This is a genomic window from Psychroserpens sp. Hel_I_66, from assembly GCF_000799465.1.
Classification (GTDB): Bacteria; Bacteroidota; Bacteroidia; order Flavobacteriales; family Flavobacteriaceae; genus Psychroserpens.
The window spans coordinates 3,071,266-3,097,025 of the sequence record NZ_JUGU01000001.1 but is presented as its reverse complement, the minus strand read 5'-3'; the positions used below and the strand labels follow the sequence as shown (position 1 = coordinate 3,097,025).

Below are 25,760 nucleotides of genomic sequence, written 5' to 3'. Positions count from 1 at the left end.
AAGCAAAAGTAGTGGTCACTATATTTGAGAATGGGAGGTTTATAGAAAATAAACACATAACTATTGATGCAAGTGGCTATGTTGTCAAGGAGAACAATCTAATATTTAAAGCAACAAAATTTAAAATCTTCGGGATGTCTCTCAATCCCTATCCTAAAGCCACAAATAGAATTGCAGATGAAGATTATACGTTAGAAATTGTTTTTCAGCCTAAAAATTAAATTAGGATTTTTTTTGAATAGATTTTAGTGACAACCACAATCATCTTGTCCACAGGCTTTAGAACCTGCTGTTTTTTTCTTAGGAAGAATGCCATATGTATTCAATAAATACCATATTGCTAAAGCAATTGCTATACCTACTAATATGTTTTGAATAACTGTGTTCATTATATTTGGTCTTTTCTAAATATACTAATTATTTTAGAACTTGATAGGCTACTAAAGCGACAATATAGGCGAAAGCACTCATAATAACCAATTGGTACATTGGCCATTTCCAAGAATTGGTTTCACGTTTGACAATTGCCAATGTACTCATACATTGCATGGCAAATGCATAAAAAAGCAAAAGAGAAATACCGCTGGCAAAATTAAATAATGGTCCGCCCAAAATTGGGTTGACCTCTCCTGCCATTCGGTTTTTTATGGTTTCTTCTTCGTCGCTTCCAACGCTGTAAATGGTTGCTAAAGTTCCCACAAAAACCTCTCTTGCTGCGAATGAGCTTACGATGGCGATTCCAATTTTCCAATCGTATCCTAATGGTCTAATAGCAGGCTCAATGGCATGTCCAGCAATCCCGATAAAAGAATGTTCTAACTTATGAGATGCTAATTTTTGTGCAAATTCCTCTTGTGATAAATTTTCCGAAGCATATTGTGTAGATACAATATTCTCTGCATTATTAAAATCATCTCCAGCTCCATAAGACGCTAAGAACCACAACACGATTGAGATTGCTAAAATAATTTTACCTGCTCCAAAAATAAATGACTTTGTTTTTTCCAAAACTGTCAAAGCCACATTTTTAAATAATGGTACTTTATAATTAGGCATCTCAACTACAAAAAAGGTCTTGCTTCTAATTTTTAAGATTTTATTTAAAATCCAAGCAGATACTATTGCTGCTCCAAACCCTATAAGATAGAGGAACATCAATGTTAATGCTTGGTAACTCAACCCTAATACTCTGCCTTCTGGAATTACCAAAGAAATGATGATCAAATAGACAGGTAATCGGGCTGAGCACGTCGTAAAAGGTGTGACCAAAATAGTGATTAACCGCTCTTTCCAACTTTCAATATTTCGGGTTGCCATAATTGCAGGAATTGCACATGCTGTTCCAGATATTAATGGTACTACGCTTTTACCGCTCAATCCAAAGCGTCTCATAATGCGATCCATTAAAAAGACAACGCGACTCATGTAACCACTTTCTTCTAGCACTGCAATGAATAAGAATAAAAATGCTATCTGCGGAATAAATATTACGATACCACCTAATCCTGGTATGATGCCTTCGGCAATTAAGTTGGTAAAAGCGCCATTTGGCAGTACGTTTTTAGTCCACTCGCTTAACGATGCAAATGCACCATCGATAAAATCCATCGGGACACTTGACCAATCATAGATAGCTTGAAAAATCGTTAAAAGAATCACTCCAAATATTAAATAGCCCCAAACTTTATGGGTTAATATGCGATCCAGTTTTATTCTAAGATCTTTGGCAGATTTTAGGTCAATGGTCTGCCCTTGTTTTAAGGTATTGTTTATAAATTGATAACGCTTAATGGTTTCTTTTTGCTGAAGTCGTTTAAGATCTGCTTTACCTTTGGTTTTAAAACTGTTGATGGCATCAATTTCATTTCTGTCTACTTTTCCGAAGTTAACATCTTGCGTAATGACCAACCATAACTTATATAATAACTGTTTTGGAAATGCTTTTCTAAGTTTGTTGAAATATTCTGGATCAATTTCCGAAGCATTTAAACAAGGTGATGTTGGGAGCTCTTTGTAATTTGTAATGAGCTCTTTTAAGCTTTCAATACCTTTCTTTTTTCTCGTGCTTACAAGTGCTATTTTAGTTTGAAGCTCTTCTTCGAGATACGGAATATCTAGCTGTATGCCTTTATATTCCATACGGTCAGCCATGTTAATGACCAAAATTGTAGGAATTTCAAGATCCTTTATTTGCGTGTATAAAAGAAGATTTCGCTTTAAATTTTCTACATCGCTTACAACAACTGCAACATCTGGAAAATCTTTGTCATTTCTATTGAGAAGCAACTCAATAACAACATTTTCATCTAATGAAGATGCGTTTAAGCTATATGTACCTGGTAAATCAATAATATGAGCTTTAACGCCTCTTGGGAGTTTGCAAATTCCTTCTTTTTTCTCAACAGTTATACCAGGATAATTACCTACTTTTTGATTTAAGCCTGTTAAAGCGTTAAATACAGAAGTTTTACCTGTGTTTGGATTTCCAATAAGCGCAACATTAATTTGTTTAGCCATTAGAAATTTCTATTAAAATGTGGATTGCGGTTTCTTTTCTTATGGCCAGATGCGTCCCATTAATATTAAGATACATTGGGTCTGCAAAGGGTGCGACTTGTACAAGTTTTACCAAATTACCAGGCAAACAACCCATTTCCAACAGTTTGAGAGGGATGTGTATTGAGGAAACATCGGTAATTACACCTTCTTGACCTCGTTTTATATCTGCTAAAGTAACTTTCAATATTATTTAGATTGATTTTAATTAAGCAAAAATAAAGTAAAAAACTAGCGTAAAAAAATTGTAGTTGGTTTTTATTGGTATTCCTTTTTAAGAGTCTTGATATCTTGAATTAAAGAATCAACAGACGTTGGACTTATCCCATTGTATAACCCCCTAATTTGCTTGTTTTTATCTATTAATGCAAAGTTTTCTGTGTGGATCATTCCGTAGTCTTCAGAATCATCATCTTTGACTACTAAATATGATTTTCTTGCAAGATCATAGATTTCTTTTCTATCGCCTGTGACGAGATTCCATTTTTTATCATTAACTCCTTTTTCAATAGCATAGCGCTTTAATTGTGCTACGGAATCAATTTCTGGAGTTACAGAATGTGAAAGTAACATGACCTCATCATCAGTCAAGTACTCTTGTTGTACTCGAGACATTTGATCTGTCATTATTGGACAAATAGATTGACATGTCGTAAAAAAGAAATCGGCAACATAAATTTTATTCTCGTAGTTTTCTTCAGTAATCGAATCGCCATTTTGATTGATGAGTTTAAAGTCAGCAATTTTATGGTATTTTTTTTTGTACTGAATAGTGCTATCCACCAAAGAAGCATCCACTTGATTAGGTTGGTAAATAGGCAAACGTTTCTCTTGATCTAAAGCTGAATATATCAAATAAATTATAACTGCAGAAACTAAAGCCAGAACGATAAAAAATACTTTAAGCTGTTTCAAATACCTCAACATAAACTGATAATTAAGAATTTAACGGTTGTGATTTGTAAGTTTGGAGTGCAAAAATACGTCACAATACTAACAAATTGACTACTTTTAACATGCTATCTTAGATTTAAGAAAAATACATTATCATGAAATTACGACTACTTTTTATATTCGCACTTTGTACTGCAACATCCTTTTCACAAGACTATAATGAAACTTTGGATGCCATTCGTGAGTCGGAAGCAAAATCTGCATTAAATCACATGATGCAGCGCTCAAATCTAAACACAGGGAATTACGATTTAAAATACCACAGACTCGAGTTGGATATTGATCCTTCCGTAGCATTTATTGCAGGTGATATTACGAGTTATTTTGAAGCAAAAAGCGACATGTCAACTGTTACATTTGACCTTACTTCAAATATGGTTGTCTCACAAGTAATGCAAAGAGGAAATGTATTGGACTTTACTCAAAACGATGCTGATGAATTGGTTATCACGTTACCAGTAACTCAAACCACAGGTGTTTTAGATTCACTTACCGTAAGTTATTCTGGCAACCCAATAAGTTCTGGTTTTGGATCCTTTGAGCAAACAACACATAATGGAGACCCAGTAATGTGGACACTGTCTGAGCCTTATGGTGCAAAAGCTTGGTGGCCATGTAAACAGGATTTGATTGATAAAATTGATTCTATTGATGTCTTCATGACCACTCCACAGTTTAATCCTTCAAGCGAAGAATATATTTCTGTTTCTAATGGGCTCGAGCAAAGTCAGGTCATTGAAGGCACAAATAAAACAACTCATTTTAAACATCGTTATCCAATCCCAGCATACTTAATTGCCATAGCAGCTACTAATTATGAGGTATATTCACATACGGTTCCAAATAATGGCAACCCTTTTGAAATCGTAAATTATGTGTATCCAGAAAGTTTAGCAAATGCTCAAGCAAACACACCCATTACTGTAGATATCATGAATATTTACACAAGTTTGTTTGAAGAATATCCTTATGCAGATGAAAAATACGGTCACGCTCAATTTGGTTGGGGAGGCGGTATGGAGCACACCACAGTATCTTTTATGGGAAGTTTTGGTCGCAATCTCGTGGCACACGAATTGGCCCATCAATGGTTTGGAAATAAAATTACCTGCGGAAGCTGGAAAGACATCTGGCTCAATGAAGGTTTTGCCACCTACCTTTCTGGAATTACCATCGAAAATTTAGATGGCAATGATGCATTTAGAACTTGGAAGCAGCAACGAAATAACTCCATTACTTCTCAACCAGGAGGAACAGTTTATCTTACAGATAACGATACCACAAGCGTGAGTAGAATATTTAGCGGACGTTTATCTTATAATAAAGGCGCAATGGTATTACATATGCTTCGGAAGAAACTTGGAGACACTCAGTTTTTTCAGGCATTACAGACGTATTTATCCACTTCGGAACATGCTTTTGATTATGCCAGAACTGAAGATTTTATCGCTATTGTTGAAACATCAAGTGGAACAGATTTAACCGAGTTTTTTAGTGATTGGCTCTATAATGAAGGTTACCCAAGTTATACCATAAACTGGAACCAACCCGCAACTAATGACGTTTCAATAACTATAGAGCAAGTGCAAAGCCACCCTTCTGTCTCCTATTTTGAAGCGCCTGTTCCTGTTCGTTTGATCGGGACACTTGGTGAAACTCTAGATTTGGTTTTAGATAATACGTTCAACCAGCAAAATTTTTTAGAAACAGTGAATTTTGAGGTTCAAGCTCTTTTGTTTGATCCAGAATCTGATTTAATTTCAAAAAACAACGATGTGCTTCTGGGAGTCAATGATGGGTTAATAGATCGGGAATTGGTATTGTATCCCAATCCAACTTCCGAAGTATTGCATATTAATAAACCCGAAAGTTTAGATATTTCCGAAGTAAAAATATTTAATCCGTTAGGGCAACTCGTCAATAAGATGCCTTTTACTCAAACCATAGACACATCGTCCTGGACTACTGGATTATTTTTTGTCCAATTTCAAACCAAAGATGGAGTCATTACTAAAACGGTGTTAAAAAAATAAGCATAAATCACCCTAAAACATTACTTTTGTCGCTTAGAATTTTTATGATTAAGAATACATGGAGTTTGTAATAAGAGTATCTCAGTTTTTATTGAGTCTTTCACTACTAATCGTGCTACACGAATTAGGTCATTTTATACCAGCAAAATTATTTAAAACCAGAGTAGAGAAATTTTACTTATTTTTTGATGTCAAGTTTTCTTTGTTTAAAAAGAAAATTGGAGATACGGTTTACGGTATTGGCTGGCTACCTTTGGGAGGTTACGTGAAAATTGCAGGAATGATTGATGAGAGTATGGACAAAGAGCAAATGTCCCAGCCACCTCAGCCTTGGGAGTTTCGTTCAAAACCAGCTTGGCAGCGTTTAATAATTATGTTAGGCGGTGTTACGGTTAATTTTATTTTGGCGTACGTCATCTATGTTTTTGTTGCATTTATATATGGAGACAAAACAACTAAAATAGATAGTTTAAAAGATGGTTACTGGATAGAAAACCAACTATTACAGGATATCGGTTTTAAAACTGGTGATAAGGTCGTCAAAGTTAACGACATAAAAATTGTCAATGATTATGATGTGCGCTCTAATATTATTGGTGCAGAAACCATAACCATTAGAAGACAAGGTGAAGAAAAAGTCATTACGTTACCTGAAGATTTTCTTGGTCAATTTTCTTCTGCGGAAAGCAGAGAGTTGTTCGAGCGTCGTATTCCATTTATGGTTGGTGCTGTACAGGACTCTTCCTTGAACAAATCGGCAGACATCAAACCAGAAGATATTATCACCTCTATAGATGGAAAGCGATTAAGATATTTTGATCAATTAGACTCAATCATGAGTAACTATAAAAACAGGACCTTAGAAGTAGAAATATTGAGAGGCGATCAAAAAATCACGCGAGATCTCAAAGTTAATGATAAAGGCAAACTTGGCATCCAGGCTGCCTTTGATAACGATCGTTTTGCAGAATTGGGTTATTATGACATTGCAATTCAAACCTACACTTTTGGAGAAAGCTTTGGTGCTGGTGGCGCAGATTTTGTAGAGACGGTACAAAAATATGGAGCTCAATTAAAAGCTATCTTTAATCCAAGCACAGGAGCATATAAAGGTGTTGGTGGGTTTAAAGCAATTTATAGTATATTCCCTAGCGTTTGGAGCTGGCAAGCATTTTGGGTGCTTACTGCATTTTTATCAATTATGTTAGGTGTTCTAAACCTATTACCAATACCAGCCTTAGATGGTGGGCACGTAATGTTTTTATTATATGAAATCATTTCTGGACGTGCACCAAGCGATAAGTTTTTGGAACGTGCTCAATTAGTTGGGTTTATCATATTAATTGCTATGGTACTGTCTGCCAACATTAACGATTGGATTTAAAAAAATTAAATTTTTTTTTAAAAAAAGTTTTTGACATACTTAAAAATTAATATATATTTGCGCTCGCAAAAGCGATAAAACAGTCCTCCTTAGCTCAGTTGGTTAGAGCATCTGACTGTTAATCAGAGGGTCCTTAGTTCGAGCCTAAGAGGAGGAGCAAACAAAGTTCAACAGAAATGTTGGACTTTTTTGTTTAAATCATTCACTTAAAAATAATATTCAATTTAAATTCTTCTCATTAGGAAGCACCTCTATTTCTTTTGAAATTAAATAAATATCCTTAATTATTACTTCTTCCTTTTTTAAACTATCTAAGATTTTCTTAGGCATACTAGATTCTATGTCATTTTTATTAATAACATAATAAAGTTTAAATTTATAAATACTATTTGAATACAAAGGCAAGGCAAAAGTTTGATCTCCTGAAACGTTGTAGTCTATTGAAAGAGGCAAACTTAAAATGGATTTAACGTTTATACTTTCGTTTGGGGCTAAAATTTCAAAATTACTTAACCTTTTTTCGTCATCATAAGAATTATAAATTGTGATTTCTTCTGCTAGACTATCTTTTTCATATTGTTGAATCACTTCATTTGTTAAACGAGGTAAATCATGTAAACCAAAAGGAATTGGATATAAATCTTCATTTTTACTACTTTGGATTTGGTAATACAAATTAGAAGTTTCAATGTTATCTCCTTTATAAAAGTTATCAGTAATTATGTTTTTTGTTAAGACAAACAACTTTTCATTTGAATTATTAGTAAGTTCGAATTTCACATTGTTTATAGATTTTAACCAGTCATTATTATTTTGATAACGAAAGTATACACTATTCATGATAGCACGTCCACTTGAGTCTTTAGGACTGTCAAATATAGTTGCGTAGTGTAATTTCTCATTTAACAAATTGAGCTCAATGTCTTTTTTTTTGGTACAGCTAATCGTAATTAATAACGCTAATGCAATAATTAGTTTGGTTTTCATAATTGAAATTTTAGAACCTCGTACACAAATTTAACTCAAAATCCATAAGCTTAGTATAAGTTTTGTTGGATTAAAACAACCGCATCTGTCCATCTTTATAAAACTCATGCAGTTCAATATTTAACTTTGGCATCGCTTTATCTTTAAAATATTTTAATCGTGCCAGTTTAACCAAGTCATTAATTTGTTTTGCAATTTGACCTTCACCTTTCATGCGCTGTCCAAAACGAGAATCGTTCAGTGTTCCTCCATGGCAATCTTCAATTTGATGCAAAACTTTTTCTGCACGATCTGGCATCGTTTTATGAATCCAATCTGTAAATATGTCTCCTATTGCTCCGTTTAATCTCACAATGGTATGTGCGATACTCAAAGCTCCAGCTTCAGAAACTAATTTTGCCAAAGGTAAAATTTCATGACTATTTATAGACGGGATTATTGGCGCTAACATGACATTTACAGGAATCCCGTTGTCACTTAAAATCTTTACGGTTTCAAGTCGTTTTTTAATGGTAGCTGTTCTTGGTTCTAGAATTCTTCGGGTAGTTTCAGATAGGGATGTAATAGATATGTTTATGCTTACCAAATTATCTTTTGCTAGTGCTTTCAAAATATCCAAATCACGAAGAATTAGAGCGTTTTTTGTAATAATACCAACAGGGTGTTTATACTTTAGAAACACCTCCAGACAATTTCGGGTAATTTTAAATTCCTTTTCCGCAGGTTGATAGCAATCTGTATTTCCCGACATGACAATAGGATGAGCTTTCCAACTTTTACGCTTAATAAAAGCCTCTAATAATTTTGGCGCCTCTTTTTTAACCAAAATACGACGCTCAAAATCCAATCCTGCACTAAAACCCCAAAATTCGTGACTATTTCTAGCATAACAATAAATGCAACCATGTTCACAGCCTTGGTACATGTTCATAGAATAACCCATTCCAACATCTGGACTGGTCACTTTATTGACTATTGTTTTAGGAAAGACTGGAAGATATAGCGTTTTATTTTGATCTACTTCTTCACCTTCTTTAGCGCAGTATTCTAAGAAATCATCTCGCTGTTCATGGCTTAATTCGAAAAACCGATTGGGCACATTACGTTGAGCACCCCGACCTTTCACAGCAGATTTATCTAACATATTATTAATTTTTTGTAAAATTACAAAAATAATATGCGCTTAATATAATTTAAATTTTGAATTGCAAACAAATTACAGAATTATTTTCCTGGAAAATCTGCCTTGCGCTTCTCTAAAAACGCAGTAGTTCCCTCCTTGAAGTCTTCGGTACCAAAGCATTTACCAAATTGTTTGATTTCAATTTTATAACCATCAACGCCATCTTTAAAATTCGCATTAACAGCTTTTATAGCACCTTTAATTGCTACGGAAGAATTTCTCATTATTTTCCCAGCTAGTTTTTCAGCCAGCGCAATGACCTCACCTCCAGCAGTAACGTGATTTACCAATCCATATTCTAAAGCTTGGTTGGCATCAATCATACCAGCTGTCATAATCATTTCCATTGCGCGACCTTTTCCTACTAACTGTGGTAAACGTTGTGTACCGCCATAACCAGGAATTACGCCCAAAGATACTTCTGGTAACCCCATTTTTGCATTCAAACTTGCTACTCTAAAATGGCATGCCATTGCCAATTCTAAGCCTCCGCCAAGCGCAAATCCGTTTACAGCAGCAATAACGGGAGTAGAAAGTTGTTCTATAAAATCAAATAAAATTTCTTGACCTTTTGCAGCTAATTTACCGCCATTTTTTTCATCAAAATGAGCAAATTCGCTAATGTCTGCACCCGCAACAAAGGCTTTTTCTCCGCTACCCGTAATAATAATTACCTTGGTCTCTTTACTTTTATTACAATCATTTAAAGCCTCGTGAAGCTCTTCAATTGTGTCTTTATTTAAGGCATTTAATTTATCAGGTCTATTAATTGTAATTGTAGCAATACCGTTGTTTACAGTGCTTAAAATATTTTTGTAACTCATCGAAAATTTATTTTCGTTCCCGAGAAATCGAGAATCTTATTAATATAATGTTTAAAAGCACTTTTGTCAACTTTAGTGCTAGTTTGTAGTTGCTTTCTCTTTATTGGCAGACTCCTTTCTTCAAAGGAATTTTATATTTTCTTCGGAAATGCAACCGTAAAAACAGTTCCAAATCCTAGCTGAGATGTAAAGGTAATATTTCCTTTATAAGTTTCTACAATATTTTTTACCATCGCCAAGCCTAATCCCATCCCACTGGATTTTGTAGTAAATTTAGGTTCAAAGATTTTTATTTCGTTGTCTTCGGAAATTCCCAAACCATTATCTTCAACAGATATAATTACCATTCCGTTTTGTGAGCCAACATTAACTTCTATTCTGGGATTTTCTCTTTCTTCTGGTATTGCCTGGATACTGTTCTTAACCAAGTTAGTGACGACCCTAATCAATTGGGTACGGTCAAAATTGGCTAGAATTTTATCTTCTTCCGCAGAAAAAATAATATAATCCTCGCTAAAAATATCCAATCCCAACTTCACGATGCTTACCACATTTAACGTTTCGTTTTGCTGAGCTGGCATTTTTGCGAAATTTGAAAATGCCGACGCAATGGAGCTCATCGTATCAATTTGCTGGATTAGGGTTTGACTATATTCATCTACTTTTTGGTGGATATTTTCATCCTGCGGATCAAACTTACGCTGAAAACTCTGAACACTCAATCGCATTGGTGTTAACGGGTTTTTAATCTCGTGAGCTACTTGTTTCGCCATTTCCCGCCATGCTTGCTCTCTTTCACTAGTGGCTAATTTTACTGCACTTTCCTCGAGTTCGTCAATCATGCTATTGTAAGAATTAACTAAAGTTGAAATTTCTTCGCTAGAGGATGAGATATCGATTCTCTTATTGCGTTTTTCCAGACGTGTTTCATTGATTTTATCTGAAATTGTCTTCAACGTTTTTGTGATATATTTCGACAATAATAATGCTAGTAAAATTGCAATGAGCATCATAAAAACATAGGCGTACGCTAAACGTTTTAAAAATTCGTTGAGCTCTTTATTGAGAAAATCGTCATTCTCTAAATAAGGTAAATTTAATATGGCAAGCGGTTTGGACCTTGCATCGTAAATGTAAGTATACGACGATTGAAATGTTTCACCGTTTTTTTCATTTTTTACTACATAGCTGTGGTTTGCACCATTAGAAATCTCGTTTAAAATGTTAACATCTATGCAACTAACTACCGAATCTTTTGTGATACTCGCTTTTGAGGATTTTAAAAGTGTACCATCTAAATCGTAAAGAATAACCCGTAGGCCATGAATGGCATCAATACGATAAATTTCATCTTTAAAGATTAGTGGCACTTTTTCGGTTTCTACGGGATATGTTGTTTCTCTAATAACGTAATTGATATCACTAATAATGGCAGATTCCTTTCGTTCTAATCTTTCTTTATGATAGTCTCTTGCCTCCTCATTATATTGGTAAATTGTTACTCCTGCAATTAACACAGATGCAATAAGCACCAATAAAATCATTGCAAAAAATATTCGAACTCGTAAAGACAGTTTGTTTAACTTCATCTCAATTTTTGTAGTGCAATAAATGTAACAATAATTAAGCCAATGTTAGGCATCTGGATTTTTGCTTCTAATGTTTTTGTATATTTTGAAACCAAGCATCAATAAAATGCCCAATACAAGAATTCCTATAACGCCAAAAATCCAATTAATGGCACTTTTGAGAATAACAAGGAATATAACTGCAAATAGAATAAAGGTGGCGCCTTCGTTCCAAAGTCTCATAAAATTTGAAGTTTTTTTAACCTCATCCCGTTGCAACTGCTTGTAGTATTGATGGGTTTTTAAGTGATATAAAAAAAGTAATGCTACAAAGACTAGCTTTACTTGCATCCACGGAATTTCTAATAATACCGGGTTTAAAAACAGAAGCACAACTGCAAAAGAGGTCGCTAAAATTGCAGAGGGCCAAGTAATGATATTCCACAAGCGTTTTGCCATAAGTTTGAGTTGCCTACCAAGAATTTCCTTTTCTGGAGACGGTTTGTGAAATGCTTCTATTTGATACACAAATAATCTTGGGATATAGAATAAACCGGCGAACCAAGTCACTATAAATATGAGGTGTAAAGCTTTTATATAGTTGTAATATTCCATTAATTTTCAACAAATAAGTAATTCAATTGCTTTTCATTAAATGCTTTATTAAATGCTTTAATTTCATCATTAATCAATGTATTGAACATTTTTAATTGCTCATCAATTTTAGCAGTTAGTTCGTTTTTTACAGCAAAATCTTGATCTGTTGGTGCAAAATCTCCCATACCAACCAACGCATTTAGATGTCCCAACTTATTAGTTAATCGAATAGGAAAATTCAAAGGATCTTGACCACTTTTATTTTGTGTTTGGTATAAAGCCTCTTCAATTTTAGTAAATTCCTCTTTAAGCTTTTTGGCATCATCCAAAAGTGTTTTCAAATCTTCATTGCCTTTATATTGTTCTTCAAAAGCAGTCAACTGTGTTTTAATATTTCTAATTTTTTTAATCGATTTATGGGCATCATCCATCGTTTTATTCACATCTGTTATAAAAGCAAATTGCTTTTCCATGTCTGCTTGAGTACTTTCTGCTCTTGGGTCTGCAACAATAGTAAACGTCTGCGGAATAGCATTACCATTCACATTCAAATGAACCTTGTAAGTTCCAGGAATAGCTTGAGGTCCATCTAAACTTGCCCACCATAAAATCATGCCTTCCAGTTTTTCTGCACCATCATACGTCATATCCCAAACAAATTGATTCATTCCTTTTTTAACCTCCAACTTATCCTCTTTCTTATTTTTTGTAGAAAACGTTTTTATCGTATCACCTTTGGGATCAAAATAAGTTAGCGAAACCTCATCGGTTTTTTCATCATAACTTTTCAAATTAAAATAGGTAATCACACCATTAGGATGATTCGTTCCAGCGGTTTTGCTTCCAGTTCTACTTCCACCACGCATTCTATAAGTGTCTTTTGGTTTGAAAATTTTATGTTCTTCGGAATTTCCTTCGGAAGCTTCGACATACAATTGATGCAAAACCGTCAAGTCATCAATCATCCACAAGCTTCGACCTTGGGTAGCAACAATTAAATTATTGTCTTTAATCGCCAAATCGGTAATAGGAACGATAGGTAAATTCAACTGAAACGGTTTCCAGTTCTTTCCGTCGTTAAACGAAATGTACATACCTGTTTCTGTTCCTGCATATAGTAACCCTTTTTGTTTTGGATCTTCTCTCAACACTCTTGTAAAATGTTCTTCATTGATGCCATCTGTGATTTTCTTCCATGTTTTTCCGTAGTCTGTAGTTTTATACAAGTAAGGTGCAAAATCACCTGTTTTATATTTTGTTCCTGCCACATAACAGGTTCCTGCATCAAAAGCACTAGGCTCTACACTATTGATCATCATCCATTCTGGCATGCCTTTGGGTGTGACATTTTCCCAATTTTTGCCACCATCTTTAGTAACATGAATTAAACCATCATCACTACCAACCCAAAGCAAGCCCTCTGTAACTGGTGATTCTTGTGCAGCAAAAATGGTACAATAGTATTCAACCGAAGTATTGTCTTGTGTTATTGGTCCTCCCGAAGATTTCAATTTCTCAGGATCGTTTCTTGTTAAATCCGGACTAATAATCTCCCAACTCTGACCTTCATTTTCGGTCACATGTACATGTTGTGAGAATGTATATAAGCGGTCTGTATTATGCTTAGAAAAAACAATTGGGAAGTTCCATTGAAAACGATATTTCATGCCTTCCGCTCCATGACCCATTGGGTTATCTGGCCACACGTTGATTGCTCTAACAGTTCCGGTTTCGTGATTTACCCTTGTGAGAAAACCATCGTAACTTCCGCCATAGACAATATTATTATTTTTTGGATCTACTGCTATATGAGCAGACTCTCCACCTGCAGTTTCTTTCCAATCTTCATCAGTTATAGAATATCCATCGGTTCTATGCGGAATTCTAATTGTCGAATTATCCTGCTGTGCCACATAAATACGATACGGGAATGCATTATCTGTCGTCACACGGTAGAATTGTGATGTAGGCTGATTATGATACGTACTCCATGTTTCGCCACCATCATAAGTGACTTGCGCTCCACCATCATCTCCAATAATCATACGGTTTGGATCTTCTGGGGCAATCCATAAATCGTGATGATCTCCATGAGGTGCATTATAAGTGTCAAACGATTTTCCACCATCTGTACTTTTATGGTAGCGAACATTTAACACATACACCACATCTGCATCTTTGGTATCCGCATAAACCCTTGTATAATACCATGCTCGTTGACGTAGTTTACGTTCGTTATTAACTTCATTCCAGGTTTCACCACCATCATCACTCCTATATAAACCACCGTTATCTTTATTTTCAATAATAGCCCAAACGCGTTGGTTGTTCACTGGAGAGACGGTTACTCCAATTATTCCCAAAGTACCTTCTGGGAATCCTTTTTTGGTTGAAATTTCAGTCCAAGTTTCGCCTTTATCTGTACTTTTCCAAAGTGCTGAACCTGCTCCTCCAGAACTCAAACTGTAAGGTGTACGTTGCACTCTCCACGTAGAGGCGTATAAAATTCTAGGATTGGTTGGGTCGATTAATAAATCTACGACGCCTGCATTTTCATTGGCGAAGAGTGTTTTTTTCCAAGTTTTACCGCCATCTGTACTTTTAAAAACTCCTCGTTCTTGTGTTGGTTTGTAGATATTTCCGAGGACACCAGCATAAACAATGTTATGATCGGTTGGATCAATTGCTATTCTTGGGACGTGACGCGAATTTTTTAATCCTGCGGAAGCCCAAGTTTTCCCAGCATCGACACTTTTCCAGATCCCATAACCTGAAGACACATTACCACGAACCGTTTTTTCTCCTCCTCCTACATAGATCACGTTGGGATCACTTTTTGCTACGGAAATTGAGCCAATACTACCACCAAAGAAACCGTCTGAAATATTGTCCCAAGAGCGTCCGCCATCCAAAGTTTTCCAGATACCTCCTCCTGTAGAACCAAAGTAATATAAATTTGGTTTATTGGGAACTCCTGTGACTGCAGCACTTCTTCCGCCACGAAATGGACCGAGTAGCCGATATTCTAAAGCATCATATTGGGATTCTTCAAAAGACTGAGCTTGTAAAGTGGTTACATTTCCGAAGAGAAAAAGGCATAAAACTGTGGTGAGTAATCGCATGGTGTAAAGGTTTTTTACTTTCAATAAAAATAAGCATAAAATAATATTATGCCGACACCTTATTTAATTTTAATCGAATCTCACGACGCAAAAAGAACCAAGTAACAATTGTAGACAGCACATCTGCGATTGGGAATGACATCCAAATCCCTAATTCCCCAAAAAATAGAGGCATAATGTACATGAGCGGAATAAAGAAAATAGCTTGCCTCGTCAATGTTAAAATCAATGCGGGAATAGCTTTGCCAACCGCTTGAAAATAAGCAGAGCCAATGAGTTGCAATGCCAAAATTGGGATTGCAGCAAACGTCCAGCGCATATTGGTTGGAGTAATGTTAATCACATCTACATCTTGTGTAAACCATTTGGTAATAACTTCTGGAAACACCATCAAAACAACAAACACAATACCTGCGAGAATGGTTGCATATTTAATCGCTGTATAAATGACTTCCTTAACACGATCATATTGAAAAGCGCCATAATTAAAACCTGCAATTGGTATGAACCCTTGTGTAATCCCAAAAACAGGAAACAGTGCAAACATGCTCAACCGACCAATAATAGCGTAAGCTGTGACCGATGTCTCACCTCCAAAATTAAAAAGCGCATTATTAACGAGCAAAAATGTAACACTCACTACCGCTTGTCTGGCAAGGGTTACAAAGCCCAAAGAACCAATTTCTGAAACGATGGTTTTCTCTAATTTAAAATGGGAGAGATTGATTTTTAATTCCGAATTTTTAGACAAAAAATACCATAAAATAAATAGAAACGACACCACATAAGATCCTGTTGTGGCCCAAGCTGCACCTTCCATACCCAGATCCATCACATTTATAAATATGTAATCCAAAAGTAAATTTCCAATAGATGGAATTAACATCGCGTACATAGCAAATTTGGGATTGCCCTCTGCCCGAATAACGTTGTTTCCCATCATGACAAATCCTAAAACCGGAACACCATAAAGGATGATTTCGTAATAGACTTTCGCTGGATCAAAAATGTTACCTCTACCTCCAAATGCTGGAATGAGTGTGTCTACATAAATTAATCCAAATATGGCAAATGAAACAGTAAATAAAAAGGTTAGGGTAATTTGATTTCCGAAGGTTTTAAAAGCTTTTGCAGGATTATCTGCTCCCAAAGCTCGTGAAATTATAGAGGAACCTCCAATCCCAATCGCCATTCCCAATGCTGCAATAAAAAAGGATACCGGAAGCACAACATTTATAGCTGCGATTGCGGTTGAGCCAATCCAATTTCCGACGAAAATAGTATCGACCAAAATATTGAGTGACATCACTAAAATCCCAATAGACGCAGGAACTGCCTGCTTAATGAGAAGCGAACCAATGGGCTGTGTCCCCAAATCTTTAGACGATGTTTTTGCCATTATGTGGTCACCGTTTCGGCTGTTGCCCAATCATTGATCCAGTTAGATAATAATTCTACAAACTCTTTGTCATCATTTAAACATGGGATGGTCGTAAAGTCTTTTCCTCCCATTTCGTGGAAAATCTCCTCACCTTCCATCGCAATTTCTTCTAAGGTTTCTAGGCAATCACTTACAAATGCGGGTGTAACGATAGCCATTTTTTTAATGCCCTCTTTACCCATTCTTTCAATAGTACGATCTGTATACGGTTGTAGCCATGGATCAAAACCTAAACGTGATTGAAAGGAAGTTGAGAATGTCCCTTCTTTTAATTTGAGTTTTTCACCAACCAGTCGCGTGACTTCTTTACATTGGTGTTTGTAGCAAAACACGTGTGCTGGCGACGGAGTTTTACAACACAGGCAATTTTCCTTATCGCTTGGTTTACAATGTGATTTAGTGATATCGCTTTTTCTAATGTGTCGCTCTGGCACGCCATGATATGAGAACAATAAATGCTCATAATCTTTTCCTTCTAAATGTCTTGCGATAGAATTTGAGAGTACTTCGATGTATTTTGGCTGGTTATAAAACGGTTTTAAATCTGTGATTTTTATCTGCGGAAAATGTGCTGCTCTAATTTCTTCTGCTAAAACTAGAATCGTTTCGGTCGTTGCCATTGCAAATTGCGGATACAACGGAATAAGAAATACCTCATCCACTCCCTTATCTACCAATTCCTGTAATCCATTTTTAATGGTCATACTTCCGTAGCGCATTGCTAAACTTACTGGAATATCGGTTTGGTTTTGGATTCCGCTTTGCAAACGTTCAGACAAAACAATGAGAGGTGATCCTTCATCCCACCAAATTTTTTGGTAAGCAGCAGCCGATGCTTTTGGTCTCGTATTCAAAACAATGCCTTTAACAAGCAAGGTTCTTGCCCAAAGAGGCACATCAATCACGCGCTCATCCATCAAGAACTCGCCTAAATATTTTTTAACATCTTTAGGGCTTGGGCTATCTGGTGAGCCTAAATTTACTAGTAAAACTCCTTTCATCTATTTTCTTTTTAGCAACTCAAAATTCAAAATTTAGATTTAAAATCTATAGCCTATTCTAAGGTGTAGATTCACAGCTACATCTGAATCGTCGAGCACAGTAATATTTTCTTTTTCAAAAATATGAATATAGCCTACCCCAATTCCCGCTTCATAATTGAAGTGTGATCCAATGTTTCGTCTAATTCCCCATGTTGGTATTATTGAAATGTCACTCAAAAAAACCACATTTTCAGGAAGATTAATTGTAAACAAATCTGGATGGTAGCTTGTTTTAATTGATATAAAATTACCACTATTACCATCTATACGTTTTGATTTTCCTTTACGTTTTTCTAGATTATAATACCAACGTGGCTCTAATGTGATTACTGGACCAAAAAAAGTAGACGTATTTTCATAAATACCTCCTCCCAATATTCCTGCATCTAAGCCTAATTCGGTTCTTAAAGCTATCGTTTTTGATAATTGCGATTCATTATGAATCCATACCCCTAAAAAACCTGTTTGGATACCAAAGATTGATTTCTCAACACTAGCATCCTGAGCATTCAAACTTAAGGTAAGCACAAATACAACTAAAGTTAAGAGGTGTTTTCTTTTCATAATAGATTTAGTTTGTTTTTATCAATTCTGTTCTCACACTCTCAGGAACAATCGAATCTACTAATTGCTTCATAGCATCGTCGTTTCCTATAAATTTCCACCCATCATATTTAGGGTCTTTAATAGCGAACATTGTTGCGTCCATATTGATAACCAAAGACATATCCGTTTGATTTGAAACCACATTTTCTGCTCCAAATTGGGTGTCCATAGTTACTTTCATAAAATCTAAAAAGGCCTTTTGATCTTCCTCTGGTTTATCCTTTTCAGACAAGAATGTCATTTTCATTTTACTGTTGTAAAATACTGCAGCATACGTAATTCCATCCACTATTTTTTCTTCGGAAACTTTAGTCACATCATTAGAAAGAAATTCAATTTTCATTTCTGGAGAGCTGAACATTTGCTCCATTCCTGCTTTCATTTGAGCTCTTGGAGCCATTTCAAAAACCTTTGGATACATATAATCCAACACACCATCAAAATTTTGATTGGTCATGTAATCGTAATAGGTTTGGGCATTTTTCGTGACCTCTTCTTTATGGGATTGCGCAAACGTTGAGATTGAAATAAGTAAGACAAGTATTGAAGTGAAGATATTTTTCATAGTGTGTTTTGTTTTTGCAAAAATACGATTTTATTAAAAAATATTCAATTGGTTATAGTTAAGAATATTTTAACCCAAAGCCATCAAATACTTCTTTGGTGTCGTCCCATATTTCTTTTTAAATGCTGAAATAAAATGACTCGACGTACTGTAACCTACTTTTAAACCAACCTCATTGACATTGTGGTTTCCAGCTTCTAACAATTTGCGAGCGACTTCCATTTTGTAATCAAACAAAAAACTAAATACAGAGTCTCCATAAATTTGTTTAAAGCCCTCTTTTAGCTTTTTAAGACTGAGACCAATTTCTTCGGAAAGCTCTTGAAGTGTTGGTGGTTCTGCCATACGAGTGATCATAATATCTTTGGCTTTTCTAATTTTGATGACGTTGGTCTCATCTACTAAAAACGGACATTGCTCAATATCTGCATCCTCACTCCTGTTAAAATACAAACTCAATAACTCTAAAGCCTTACCTTTAAAATAGAGCGTTTTTATAGATGAATTGAGATTGTAATTGATGATTTGATTAAGAGCAATCGCCATAGATGGTGAAATCTTTCCATCTTTATAATATTTTTTATCCTTATTGTCAACGCTTAAAAACGTGATGTAATCTGCTTCTTGCGAGAAAAGACCGTGAAATTTTTTAATCGATACCAATACAGACACCAACCAAGACTTAGAATGCACTTCTAAATGAATAGGCAAATCACGTTGCGGATTATACAACAACAGCGAATTCTCCTCTTCAATCTTTAAACGGTAATTCCCATTATTAAACACAAACTCGCTCGATCCCTTAATGCAAAAATGAAACTGTATATAACTACTATCGATCTCACGTTCAAGAGTTTGAATCGTGTTTTCATTATTTTGGTAGGTAAGTACAAAAAAGCCATCATCTAATTTTGTTTCGTTAAATGAACCTCTAGCGATATTTTTTAAGTCTGAAAAATCCATATTTATTTTGTTCTTATTTAGATTGGTTCTAAACTAAAGTATTTTAAAGCCTTGATATGACTACAAAAATATAACATTTATAAGGTTTTATTAATAAATACTCTCAAAAAACCACAAACGATATTAAAAGTTCTTCTAGCGTTGTTTTTTGTCGGTTAAGCTTTTTACTTTTGCTACCGCAAGTTTTCCTGGATAACTTTCCAAATCAAGTATGGAGCACTATAACATGTCGAGAGGCACAACATTTTACGCAATCGGGCTAAGCTATAAAAAAGCTGATGCAGAAATTCGTGGTCATTTTAGTTTGGATGAAGATTCAAAACTTGCAGTATTAAATCAAGCCAAGCACAATGGCATTGAAAGTTTAATACTCACTTCTACATGTAACAGAACCGAAATATATGGTTTTGCAGAACATCCATTTCAACTTATTCAATTGCTCTGTGACAACACAAAAGGAACTGTTGAGGAGTTTCAAAAAGTAGCATACGTTTATAAAAATAAAGATGCTATTACCCATATGTTTCGTGTTGGTTCTGGTTTGGATAGCCAAATTTTGGGCGATTTTGAGATCATAAGCCAATTAAAAGTAAGCGCTAGGTTATCAAAAAAACATAAATTATTCAATCCGTTTTTAGAACGATTGGTAAATGCTGTCATTCAAGCTTCCAAACGTATCAAGACCGAAACCGATATTTCTTCTGGTGCAACATCTGTCTCTTTTGCTTCTGTACAATACATTATGAAGTCGATTGAAAACGTTTCAGAAAAAAATATTTTACTCTTCGGAACAGGGAAAATTGGAAGAAATACCTGCGAGAATTTAGTAAAGCACACCAAGAATCCTCACATTACGTTAATCAACAGAACCAAAGACAAAGCGGAAGCTATTGCAGGAAAGTTCAATTTATTGGTTAAGGATTATTCCCAACTTCAGGAGGAAATCAACATTTCTGACATTTTAGTAGTTGCTACTGGAGCTCAAAACCCAACGGTAGATAAACACTGCATCCAAACAACTAAGCCTCTATTGATTTTGGATCTTTCAATTCCGAAGAATGTCAACGAAAATGTTTCAGAATTAAACAATGTTACCTTAGTGCATCTCGATGATTTAGCTCAAATTACAGATGATACATTAGAGCGCAGAAAGGCGCACATACCTGTTGCAGAAAAAATTATAGAAGAGATCAAAACCGAATTCAATGCATGGCTCGCAACACGTAAGTTTGCACCAACCATAAAAGCATTAAAACATAAATTAACTGATTTTGCTACTGCAGAATTAGATACACAACGCAAAAAAATGAGTGATTTCAATGAAGCGCAGGCGGAATTGATAAGCAGTAAAATTATTCAAAAAATCACTAATCATTTTGCACATCATTTAAAAGGCGATGACGTTTCTACAGACGATAGCCTAGAACTCATAAAAAAAGTGTTTCAACTCGAAGCAACCAAAGAGAATGTCTAAACTCATAAGAATAGGAACTCGTGATAGTCAATTAGCACTATGGCAAGCCAAAATTGTACAAAGTCAACTCGAACATTTAGGCCATAAAACAATATTAGTTCCCGTAAAGTCTACGGGAGATATCGTACTCGATAAACCCATTTACGAACTTGGAATAACTGGTGTTTTCACAAAAACATTGGACATTGCAATGCTCAATGGAGATATTGATATCGCAGTACATTCTTTAAAGGATGTTCCAACAGTTTTACCAAAAGGCATCGTACAAACTGCTGTTATTAAACGCGGAAATGTTAGAGACTGCCTAGTATTTAAAGATAACGAAGAGTTTTTATCACAACGAGAAGCAGTTATCGCAACTGGCAGTTTAAGGCGTAGAGCACAATGGCTAAATCGTTATCCAACCCATACAATGGTTGGTTTGCGAGGTAATGTCAATTCACGACTGGAAAAACTGGAAAACAGTGATTGGAATGGTGCCATCTTCGCAGCTGCGGGATTAGGTCGCTTAGATATAAAACCCGAAGAAAGTTTTAACTTAGAATGGATGGTTCCTGCGCCAGGGCAAGGTACCGTTATGGTGACTGCTCTAGAAGATGACGAAGAAACCCGAACTATTTGTGCAGAAATCAATCATGAGGAAACCGAAATAGCAACAACCATTGAGCGTAAATTCTTAAACGTTTTAGAAGGCGGATGCTCTGCTCCAATTGGCGCATTGGCATTTATTAAAAACGAAGAAGTACATTTTCAAGGTGTGCTTTTAAGTCTCGACGGTAGCAAAAAAATTGAAGTTCAACGTACAGTTGCACTTGGCGCACATCACGATCTCGCACAGTTTTGTGCAAATTACGTTATTGAGCGTGGTGGCAACCGACTTATGGACAGCATAAAAAAGTCGTCACGAAACATAAATATCTATTCTACCAAAACGTTGACCGAAGATCAAAAACAAATGTTTTGCGACGAAGTGGTTAGTGAAAGTTCAGATTTTATTAAAATAAGTTTAAACCGTATGACGCAAACCGTTTTAAGACCAATGCCCAAAAACGTAGTTGTCACGAGCAAAAATGCGGTACAGGCATTACTTACAAATTTTTCTTCGGAAGAGTTGAAATTCGAGAACATCTATTGTGTTGGAAGAAAAACAAAACGATTTGTAGAGCGTAAAATTGGTAAAGTCAAACATACCGAAAATAACGCAAAAGCACTGGCAGAGCACCTTGTTGAATTTATTGATGGCACTAATGTGACCTATTTTTGCAGTGATTTAAGACTAGATGACTTACCAACAATTTTGGCTGAAAACCATATAAATGTTAATGAGGTCATTGCTTATGAAACAAAGTACGATTCAAGAAAAATAAAGGATGGCGTAGAGGGAGTTATGTTCTACAGTCCGTCAACTGTACAAAGTTACAAACAAGAAAATGACGATGATATTATCGCATTTTGTATTGGAGATACTACAGCAAAAGAAGCTAAAAAGCATTTTAAAGATGTGAGAGTTGCTAAAATGCCTACGGTTGAGAGTGTTGTAAAGTTGGTGAATGAGTATTATGAAAGCCTTTAGCTTTTTGCCATTGGCTTTTAGCTAAACTTGTCTTACTAGAATTAAATGGCTAAAGGTTAAAATAAATGACCTGTAATAACCTGTATTATGAGAAATTTCAAAAAGCTTGAAATTTGGAAGAATGGAATTGAGATTGTAAAACAATTATATCCTTTAGCAGATTTATTGCCTTCCGAAGAAAAATTTGGATTGAAAAGTCAAGTTACACGAGCTTCAGTTTCTATACCGTCTAATATTGCAGAAGGCTGTAGTAGAAATAGTGATGTTGAATTTAAACGATTTCTTGAAATTGCAATGGGTTCTCTTTTTGAAGTTGAAACACAATTAATAATAGCACAAAAACTAAGATTTATTCCAGAAAACGAATTAAAAACTATTTTTGAGCTTCTTAATAAGGAAGCCAAAATGATAAATAGTTTAATAAATAAAATTAAAATGGGCTAAAGGCCAAAAGCCAACAGCCAAAGGCTAGTTATGAAAAACGATTTATTTCTAAGAGCATTAAAAGGAGAAACGGTTGAGCGTCCACCAGTTTGGATGATGCGTCAAGCAGGTCGTTACCTTCCAGAATTTATGGAAATCAAAGCTAAATATGATTTCTTTACACGTTGCCAAACCCCAGAATTAGCGAGTGAAATCACAGTACAACCTATTCGTAGATACGGTATGGATGCTGCGATTTTATTTTGCGATATTCTGGTAATTCCTCAAGCCATGAATATTGAGGTACAAATGAAACCAAACTTTGGTCCCTATTTACCAAATCCTGTTCGTACTCAAAAAGATGTCGATAATGTGATTGTCCCAGATGTAAAAGAGGCTTTAAGCTATGTTTACGAAGCTATCAAAGCAACCAAAGAAAAGCTAAATGATGAAATCCCGTTAATTGGTTTTGCTGGTTCGCCTTGGACGATTTTATGTTATTGTGTACAAGGTCAAGGTTCTAAAAACTTTGATAAAGCCAAAGAATTTTGTTTTACAAATCCAATTGCTGCACATCAATTATTACAAAAAATCACAGACACGACGATTGCCTATTTGAAAGAAAAAGTAAAAGCAGGCTGTAACGCTGTTCAAGTCTTTGATTCTTGGGGAGGCATGCTGTCGCCTGTGGATTATCAGGAGTTTTCTTGGCAATATATCCAACAAATTATCGATGCTTTAAAAGATGAAGCACCAGTAATTGCGTTTGGCAAAGGGTGTTGGTTTGCATTAGACAAAATGGCCAAATCTGGAGCCTCTGCTTTGGGTGTAGATTGGACGTGCTCTGCACAAAATGCACGTTATTTAACTGGCGGAAACATTACATTACAAGGTAATTTTGATCCAACACGTTTATTTTCTCCTCCAAGTGAGATCAAGAAAATGGTGACGCAAATGATTAATGACTTCGGAAAAGATAAATACATCGTCAATTTAGGTCACGGGATTTTACCAAACATACCTTTAGACCATGCAAAAGCATTTATTGATGCTGTAAAAGAGTATGAGCATCCTTGAAAATTTCCGAAGAAAAAATTAAAATTTTAGTTGATGAAACATACATTTCAAAGATTCGCTAAAAAGTATGCATTACTAAAACAAGGTTGGACACCTCAACAAAACCTATTTTACGGGTTTTTAACTTATATTTTGTTGGGCTCATTGTTGCTTTGCCTACCTATTTTTCAAAAGACCAGTGCGTCTATATTGGATAACATTTTTATAGCAACCTCAGCTGTTTCAACAACAGGTTTAGTTACAGTCTCTATTTTTGACACTTATAATTTCTTTGGCCAGTTTATAATCATGATCCTAATACAGTTGGGAGGTATTGGGTATTTATCGTTTACAACGTTCATGATTTTATCAACGACTCGTAAAATGACCTTATGGCATAAAAAAATTCTTTCTACGGAATTTACGCTGCCAAATACCATTAAGATTACAGATTTCCTAAAATCTGTGGTGCTGTTTACACTCATCATGGAACTTCTTGGAGCGGTTCTGTTTTTTATAGCTTTCAAAACGGAAGGGATGCCAACATTAGATGCGATTTGGTCTTCTGTTTTTCATAGTATAAGTACATTTTGCACAGCGGGTTTTAGTCTTTTTAACGATAGTTTTATGGGCTATGTTGATAATGATTTTATTAATTTCATTATCTCAATGCTGGCTATTTGTGGCTCGTTAGGTTTTATTGTGATTACCGATTTTGGATTAAAAATTAAAGATAAGACCCATAAATTGAGCTTTACTACTAAGATTATTTTCTTTGGGTTTTTAATCTTGCTCACTTTTGGAACCGCATTTTTTTATTTTGAGCCATCCATAATGGATGCGCATGGAGAATCTAGATTTCTCGCTGCATTTTTTCAATGTATGAGCGCCATGACCACAGTTGGTTTTAATACGGTAGACTTTGGGCTCTTTAATCAAGCTATGATGCTGGTTTGTATATTTTTAATGTATATTGGAGCATCACCATCAGGTACCGCTGGTGGTATAAAAATCACTACTCTAACTGCTGTTTTCGCAATCATGAAAAGCAGATTAAAAGGCAGTAAGAATATTACTTTTTTAGGACGACGTATTCCTTATGAGCGTCTATATATTGCAACGTCTGCTTTTATATTTTATACCATCATCATTGTACTAGGTACTTTTTTTATAACACTTACGAATGATTTTAAATTTGAACAAATTTTATTTGAAGTATCATCTGCTTTAGGAACTGTTGGTCTAAGTACAGGAATTACAGGAGATTTAAATACCTTTGGTAAACTAGTAATAATTATTTTGATGTTTATTGGTCGCTTGGGAGTATTAACTTTTGGATTGGCGATCTGGTCTAAAGATATTAGCGAAGAAGATCGAAAAGTTTTAAAAGAAGATATCGCAGTATAAA

Annotated in this window: 23 protein-coding genes and 1 tRNA gene; 9 read left to right on the top strand and 15 right to left on the bottom strand. The window is 35.2% G+C overall.

Annotated features, from left to right (window positions below):
- The first annotated feature begins 11 nt into the window (after positions 1-11).
- Positions 12-221 carry a hypothetical protein gene (locus tag GQ40_RS13740; RefSeq protein WP_047549578.1) on the top strand — a complete coding sequence of 70 codons (210 nt, stop codon included), beginning with the start codon at positions 12-14 and terminating at the stop codon, positions 219-221.
- Positions 222-245: 24 nt separating this feature from the next.
- On the opposite strand, the gene GQ40_RS17625 is transcribed toward GQ40_RS13740, so the two are convergent.
- The 4 genes from GQ40_RS17625 to GQ40_RS13725 all read right to left on the bottom strand — a co-directional run bounded on the left by GQ40_RS17625 (position 246) and on the right by GQ40_RS13725 (position 3,483).
- Complete coding sequence (locus GQ40_RS17625; protein ID WP_156115588.1) at positions 246-389, bottom strand: FeoB-associated Cys-rich membrane protein; 144 nt, start codon at positions 387-389, stop codon at positions 246-248.
- A gap of 28 nt (positions 390-417) precedes the next feature.
- On the bottom strand, positions 418-2,517 hold the full coding sequence (gene feoB / locus GQ40_RS13735) for a ferrous iron transport protein B (protein WP_047549576.1): 2,100 nt from the start codon (positions 2,515-2,517) through the stop codon (positions 418-420).
- Positions 2,510-2,743 (bottom strand): ferrous iron transport protein A, encoded by a 234-nt coding sequence (locus GQ40_RS13730; protein ID WP_047549573.1) that lies wholly within the window; start codon positions 2,741-2,743, stop codon positions 2,510-2,512. Before GQ40_RS13730 ends, feoB begins: the two co-directional genes overlap by 8 nt.
- A 71-nt stretch (positions 2,744-2,814) precedes the next feature.
- A complete protein-coding gene (locus GQ40_RS13725; RefSeq protein ID WP_047549570.1) occupies positions 2,815-3,483 on the bottom strand; it encodes an SCO family protein in 669 nt (222 codons plus the stop codon).
- Positions 3,484-3,605: 122 nt separating this feature from the next.
- Between GQ40_RS13725 and GQ40_RS13720 the strand changes: the two genes are divergently transcribed.
- The 3 genes from GQ40_RS13720 (at position 3,606) to GQ40_RS13710 (ending at position 7,084) form a co-directional block, all read left to right on the top strand.
- Entirely contained in the window at positions 3,606-5,543 is a 1,938-nt protein-coding gene (locus tag GQ40_RS13720) for a M1 family aminopeptidase (protein WP_047549567.1), read from the top strand.
- A 58-nt stretch (positions 5,544-5,601) separates the two neighbouring features.
- A complete protein-coding gene (gene rseP, locus GQ40_RS13715; RefSeq protein WP_047549564.1) occupies positions 5,602-6,927 on the top strand; it encodes an RIP metalloprotease RseP in 1,326 nt (441 codons plus the stop codon).
- 83 nt (positions 6,928-7,010) lie between these two features.
- Positions 7,011-7,084: transfer RNA gene (locus GQ40_RS13710), tRNA-Asn, on the top strand.
- A 62-nt stretch (positions 7,085-7,146) separates the two neighbouring features.
- Here the strand turns inward: GQ40_RS13710 and GQ40_RS13705 are convergent.
- The 11 genes from GQ40_RS13705 to GQ40_RS13655 all read right to left on the bottom strand — a co-directional run bounded on the left by GQ40_RS13705 (position 7,147) and on the right by GQ40_RS13655 (position 19,826).
- Positions 7,147-7,914, bottom strand: a complete 768-nt coding sequence (locus GQ40_RS13705) for a hypothetical protein (RefSeq protein ID WP_047549560.1) — start codon at positions 7,912-7,914, stop codon at positions 7,147-7,149.
- Between the two features lie 70 nt (positions 7,915-7,984).
- Positions 7,985-9,058: a PA0069 family radical SAM protein gene (locus tag GQ40_RS13700; RefSeq protein ID WP_047549557.1), complete on the bottom strand. Its 1,074-nt coding sequence runs from the start codon at positions 9,056-9,058 to the stop codon at positions 7,985-7,987.
- 80 nt (positions 9,059-9,138) lie between these two features.
- Positions 9,139-9,921, bottom strand: a complete 783-nt coding sequence (locus tag GQ40_RS13695) for an enoyl-CoA hydratase/isomerase family protein (protein ID WP_047549555.1) — start codon at positions 9,919-9,921, stop codon at positions 9,139-9,141.
- A 131-nt stretch (positions 9,922-10,052) separates the two neighbouring features.
- Positions 10,053-11,510, bottom strand: a complete 1,458-nt coding sequence (locus tag GQ40_RS13690) for a sensor histidine kinase (protein WP_047549552.1) — start codon at positions 11,508-11,510, stop codon at positions 10,053-10,055.
- Positions 11,511-11,555: 45 nt separating this feature from the next.
- Complete coding sequence (locus GQ40_RS13685; protein WP_047549550.1) at positions 11,556-12,104, bottom strand: CopD family protein; 549 nt, start codon at positions 12,102-12,104, stop codon at positions 11,556-11,558.
- Entirely contained in the window at positions 12,104-15,208 is a 3,105-nt protein-coding gene (locus tag GQ40_RS13680; protein WP_047549547.1) for a VPS10 domain-containing protein, read from the bottom strand. Before GQ40_RS13680 ends, GQ40_RS13685 begins: the two co-directional genes overlap by 1 nt.
- Before the next feature lie 46 nt (positions 15,209-15,254).
- Entirely contained in the window at positions 15,255-16,607 is a 1,353-nt protein-coding gene (locus GQ40_RS13675; protein WP_047549544.1) for an MATE family efflux transporter, read from the bottom strand.
- Entirely contained in the window at positions 16,607-17,650 is a 1,044-nt protein-coding gene (hemH, locus tag GQ40_RS13670) for a ferrochelatase (RefSeq protein WP_047549541.1), read from the bottom strand. Before hemH ends, GQ40_RS13675 begins: the two co-directional genes overlap by 1 nt.
- A gap of 39 nt (positions 17,651-17,689) precedes the next feature.
- The gene (locus GQ40_RS13665; protein WP_047549537.1) at positions 17,690-18,256 is read right to left on the bottom strand and encodes a hypothetical protein; all 567 of its coding nucleotides are present in this window, start codon (positions 18,254-18,256) and stop codon (positions 17,690-17,692) included.
- A 7-nt stretch (positions 18,257-18,263) separates the two neighbouring features.
- On the bottom strand, positions 18,264-18,863 hold the full coding sequence (locus GQ40_RS13660; protein ID WP_047549534.1) for a hypothetical protein: 600 nt from the start codon (positions 18,861-18,863) through the stop codon (positions 18,264-18,266).
- 69 nt (positions 18,864-18,932) lie between these two features.
- Positions 18,933-19,826, bottom strand: coding sequence for a helix-turn-helix transcriptional regulator (locus GQ40_RS13655; RefSeq protein ID WP_047549530.1), 894 nt, complete (start codon positions 19,824-19,826; stop codon positions 18,933-18,935).
- A 211-nt stretch (positions 19,827-20,037) separates the two neighbouring features.
- Here GQ40_RS13655 and hemA point away from each other — a divergent pair, with 211 nt between their 5' ends.
- The 5 genes from hemA (at position 20,038) to GQ40_RS13630 (ending at position 25,759) form a co-directional block, all read left to right on the top strand.
- A complete protein-coding gene (hemA, locus tag GQ40_RS13650; RefSeq protein ID WP_047549527.1) occupies positions 20,038-21,300 on the top strand; it encodes a glutamyl-tRNA reductase in 1,263 nt (420 codons plus the stop codon).
- A complete protein-coding gene (gene hemC / locus GQ40_RS13645) occupies positions 21,293-22,873 on the top strand; it encodes a hydroxymethylbilane synthase (RefSeq protein ID WP_047549524.1) in 1,581 nt (526 codons plus the stop codon). Before hemA ends, hemC begins: the two co-directional genes overlap by 8 nt.
- 87 nt (positions 22,874-22,960) lie before the next feature.
- The gene (locus GQ40_RS13640) at positions 22,961-23,317 is read left to right on the top strand and encodes a four helix bundle protein (RefSeq protein ID WP_047549521.1); all 357 of its coding nucleotides are present in this window, start codon (positions 22,961-22,963) and stop codon (positions 23,315-23,317) included.
- Between the two features lie 30 nt (positions 23,318-23,347).
- Positions 23,348-24,373 carry a uroporphyrinogen decarboxylase gene (gene hemE / locus GQ40_RS13635; RefSeq protein ID WP_047549518.1) on the top strand — a complete coding sequence of 342 codons (1,026 nt, stop codon included), beginning with the start codon at positions 23,348-23,350 and terminating at the stop codon, positions 24,371-24,373.
- A 33-nt stretch (positions 24,374-24,406) separates the two neighbouring features.
- Entirely contained in the window at positions 24,407-25,759 is a 1,353-nt protein-coding gene (locus GQ40_RS13630) for a TrkH family potassium uptake protein (RefSeq protein WP_047549515.1), read from the top strand.
- Position 25,760: the final 1 nt, after the last annotated feature.

What these genes read in the sequence shown, in the direction of transcription:
- GQ40_RS17625 (WP_156115588.1), bottom strand. Translation starts at nt 389, where the DNA reads ATGAACACAGTTATTCAAAACATATTAGTAGGTATAGCAATTGCTTTA.
- feoB (WP_047549576.1), bottom strand. Translation starts at nt 2,517, where the DNA reads ATGGCTAAACAAATTAATGTTGCGCTTATTGGAAATCCAAACACAGGT.
- GQ40_RS13725 (WP_047549570.1), bottom strand. Translation starts at nt 3,483, where the DNA reads ATGTTGAGGTATTTGAAACAGCTTAAAGTATTTTTTATCGTTCTGGCT.
- GQ40_RS13720 (WP_047549567.1), top strand. Translation starts at nt 3,606, where the DNA reads ATGAAATTACGACTACTTTTTATATTCGCACTTTGTACTGCAACATCC.
- rseP (WP_047549564.1), top strand. Translation starts at nt 5,602, where the DNA reads ATGGAGTTTGTAATAAGAGTATCTCAGTTTTTATTGAGTCTTTCACTA.
- GQ40_RS13705 (WP_047549560.1), bottom strand. Translation starts at nt 7,914, where the DNA reads ATGAAAACCAAACTAATTATTGCATTAGCGTTATTAATTACGATTAGC.
- GQ40_RS13700 (WP_047549557.1), bottom strand. Translation starts at nt 9,058, where the DNA reads ATGTTAGATAAATCTGCTGTGAAAGGTCGGGGTGCTCAACGTAATGTG.
- GQ40_RS13695 (WP_047549555.1), bottom strand. Translation starts at nt 9,921, where the DNA reads ATGAGTTACAAAAATATTTTAAGCACTGTAAACAACGGTATTGCTACA.
- GQ40_RS13690 (WP_047549552.1), bottom strand. Translation starts at nt 11,510, where the DNA reads ATGAAGTTAAACAAACTGTCTTTACGAGTTCGAATATTTTTTGCAATG.
- GQ40_RS13685 (WP_047549550.1), bottom strand. Translation starts at nt 12,104, where the DNA reads ATGGAATATTACAACTATATAAAAGCTTTACACCTCATATTTATAGTG.
- GQ40_RS13680 (WP_047549547.1), bottom strand. Translation starts at nt 15,208, where the DNA reads ATGCGATTACTCACCACAGTTTTATGCCTTTTTCTCTTCGGAAATGTA.
- GQ40_RS13675 (WP_047549544.1), bottom strand. Translation starts at nt 16,607, where the DNA reads ATGGCAAAAACATCGTCTAAAGATTTGGGGACACAGCCCATTGGTTCG.
- hemH (WP_047549541.1), bottom strand. Translation starts at nt 17,650, where the DNA reads ATGAAAGGAGTTTTACTAGTAAATTTAGGCTCACCAGATAGCCCAAGC.
- GQ40_RS13665 (WP_047549537.1), bottom strand. Translation starts at nt 18,256, where the DNA reads ATGAAAAGAAAACACCTCTTAACTTTAGTTGTATTTGTGCTTACCTTA.
- GQ40_RS13660 (WP_047549534.1), bottom strand. Translation starts at nt 18,863, where the DNA reads ATGAAAAATATCTTCACTTCAATACTTGTCTTACTTATTTCAATCTCA.
- GQ40_RS13655 (WP_047549530.1), bottom strand. Translation starts at nt 19,826, where the DNA reads ATGGATTTTTCAGACTTAAAAAATATCGCTAGAGGTTCATTTAACGAA.
- hemA (WP_047549527.1), top strand. Translation starts at nt 20,038, where the DNA reads ATGGAGCACTATAACATGTCGAGAGGCACAACATTTTACGCAATCGGG.
- hemC (WP_047549524.1), top strand. Translation starts at nt 21,293, where the DNA reads ATGTCTAAACTCATAAGAATAGGAACTCGTGATAGTCAATTAGCACTA.
- GQ40_RS13640 (WP_047549521.1), top strand. Translation starts at nt 22,961, where the DNA reads ATGAGAAATTTCAAAAAGCTTGAAATTTGGAAGAATGGAATTGAGATT.
- hemE (WP_047549518.1), top strand. Translation starts at nt 23,348, where the DNA reads ATGAAAAACGATTTATTTCTAAGAGCATTAAAAGGAGAAACGGTTGAG.
- GQ40_RS13630 (WP_047549515.1), top strand. Translation starts at nt 24,407, where the DNA reads ATGAAACATACATTTCAAAGATTCGCTAAAAAGTATGCATTACTAAAA.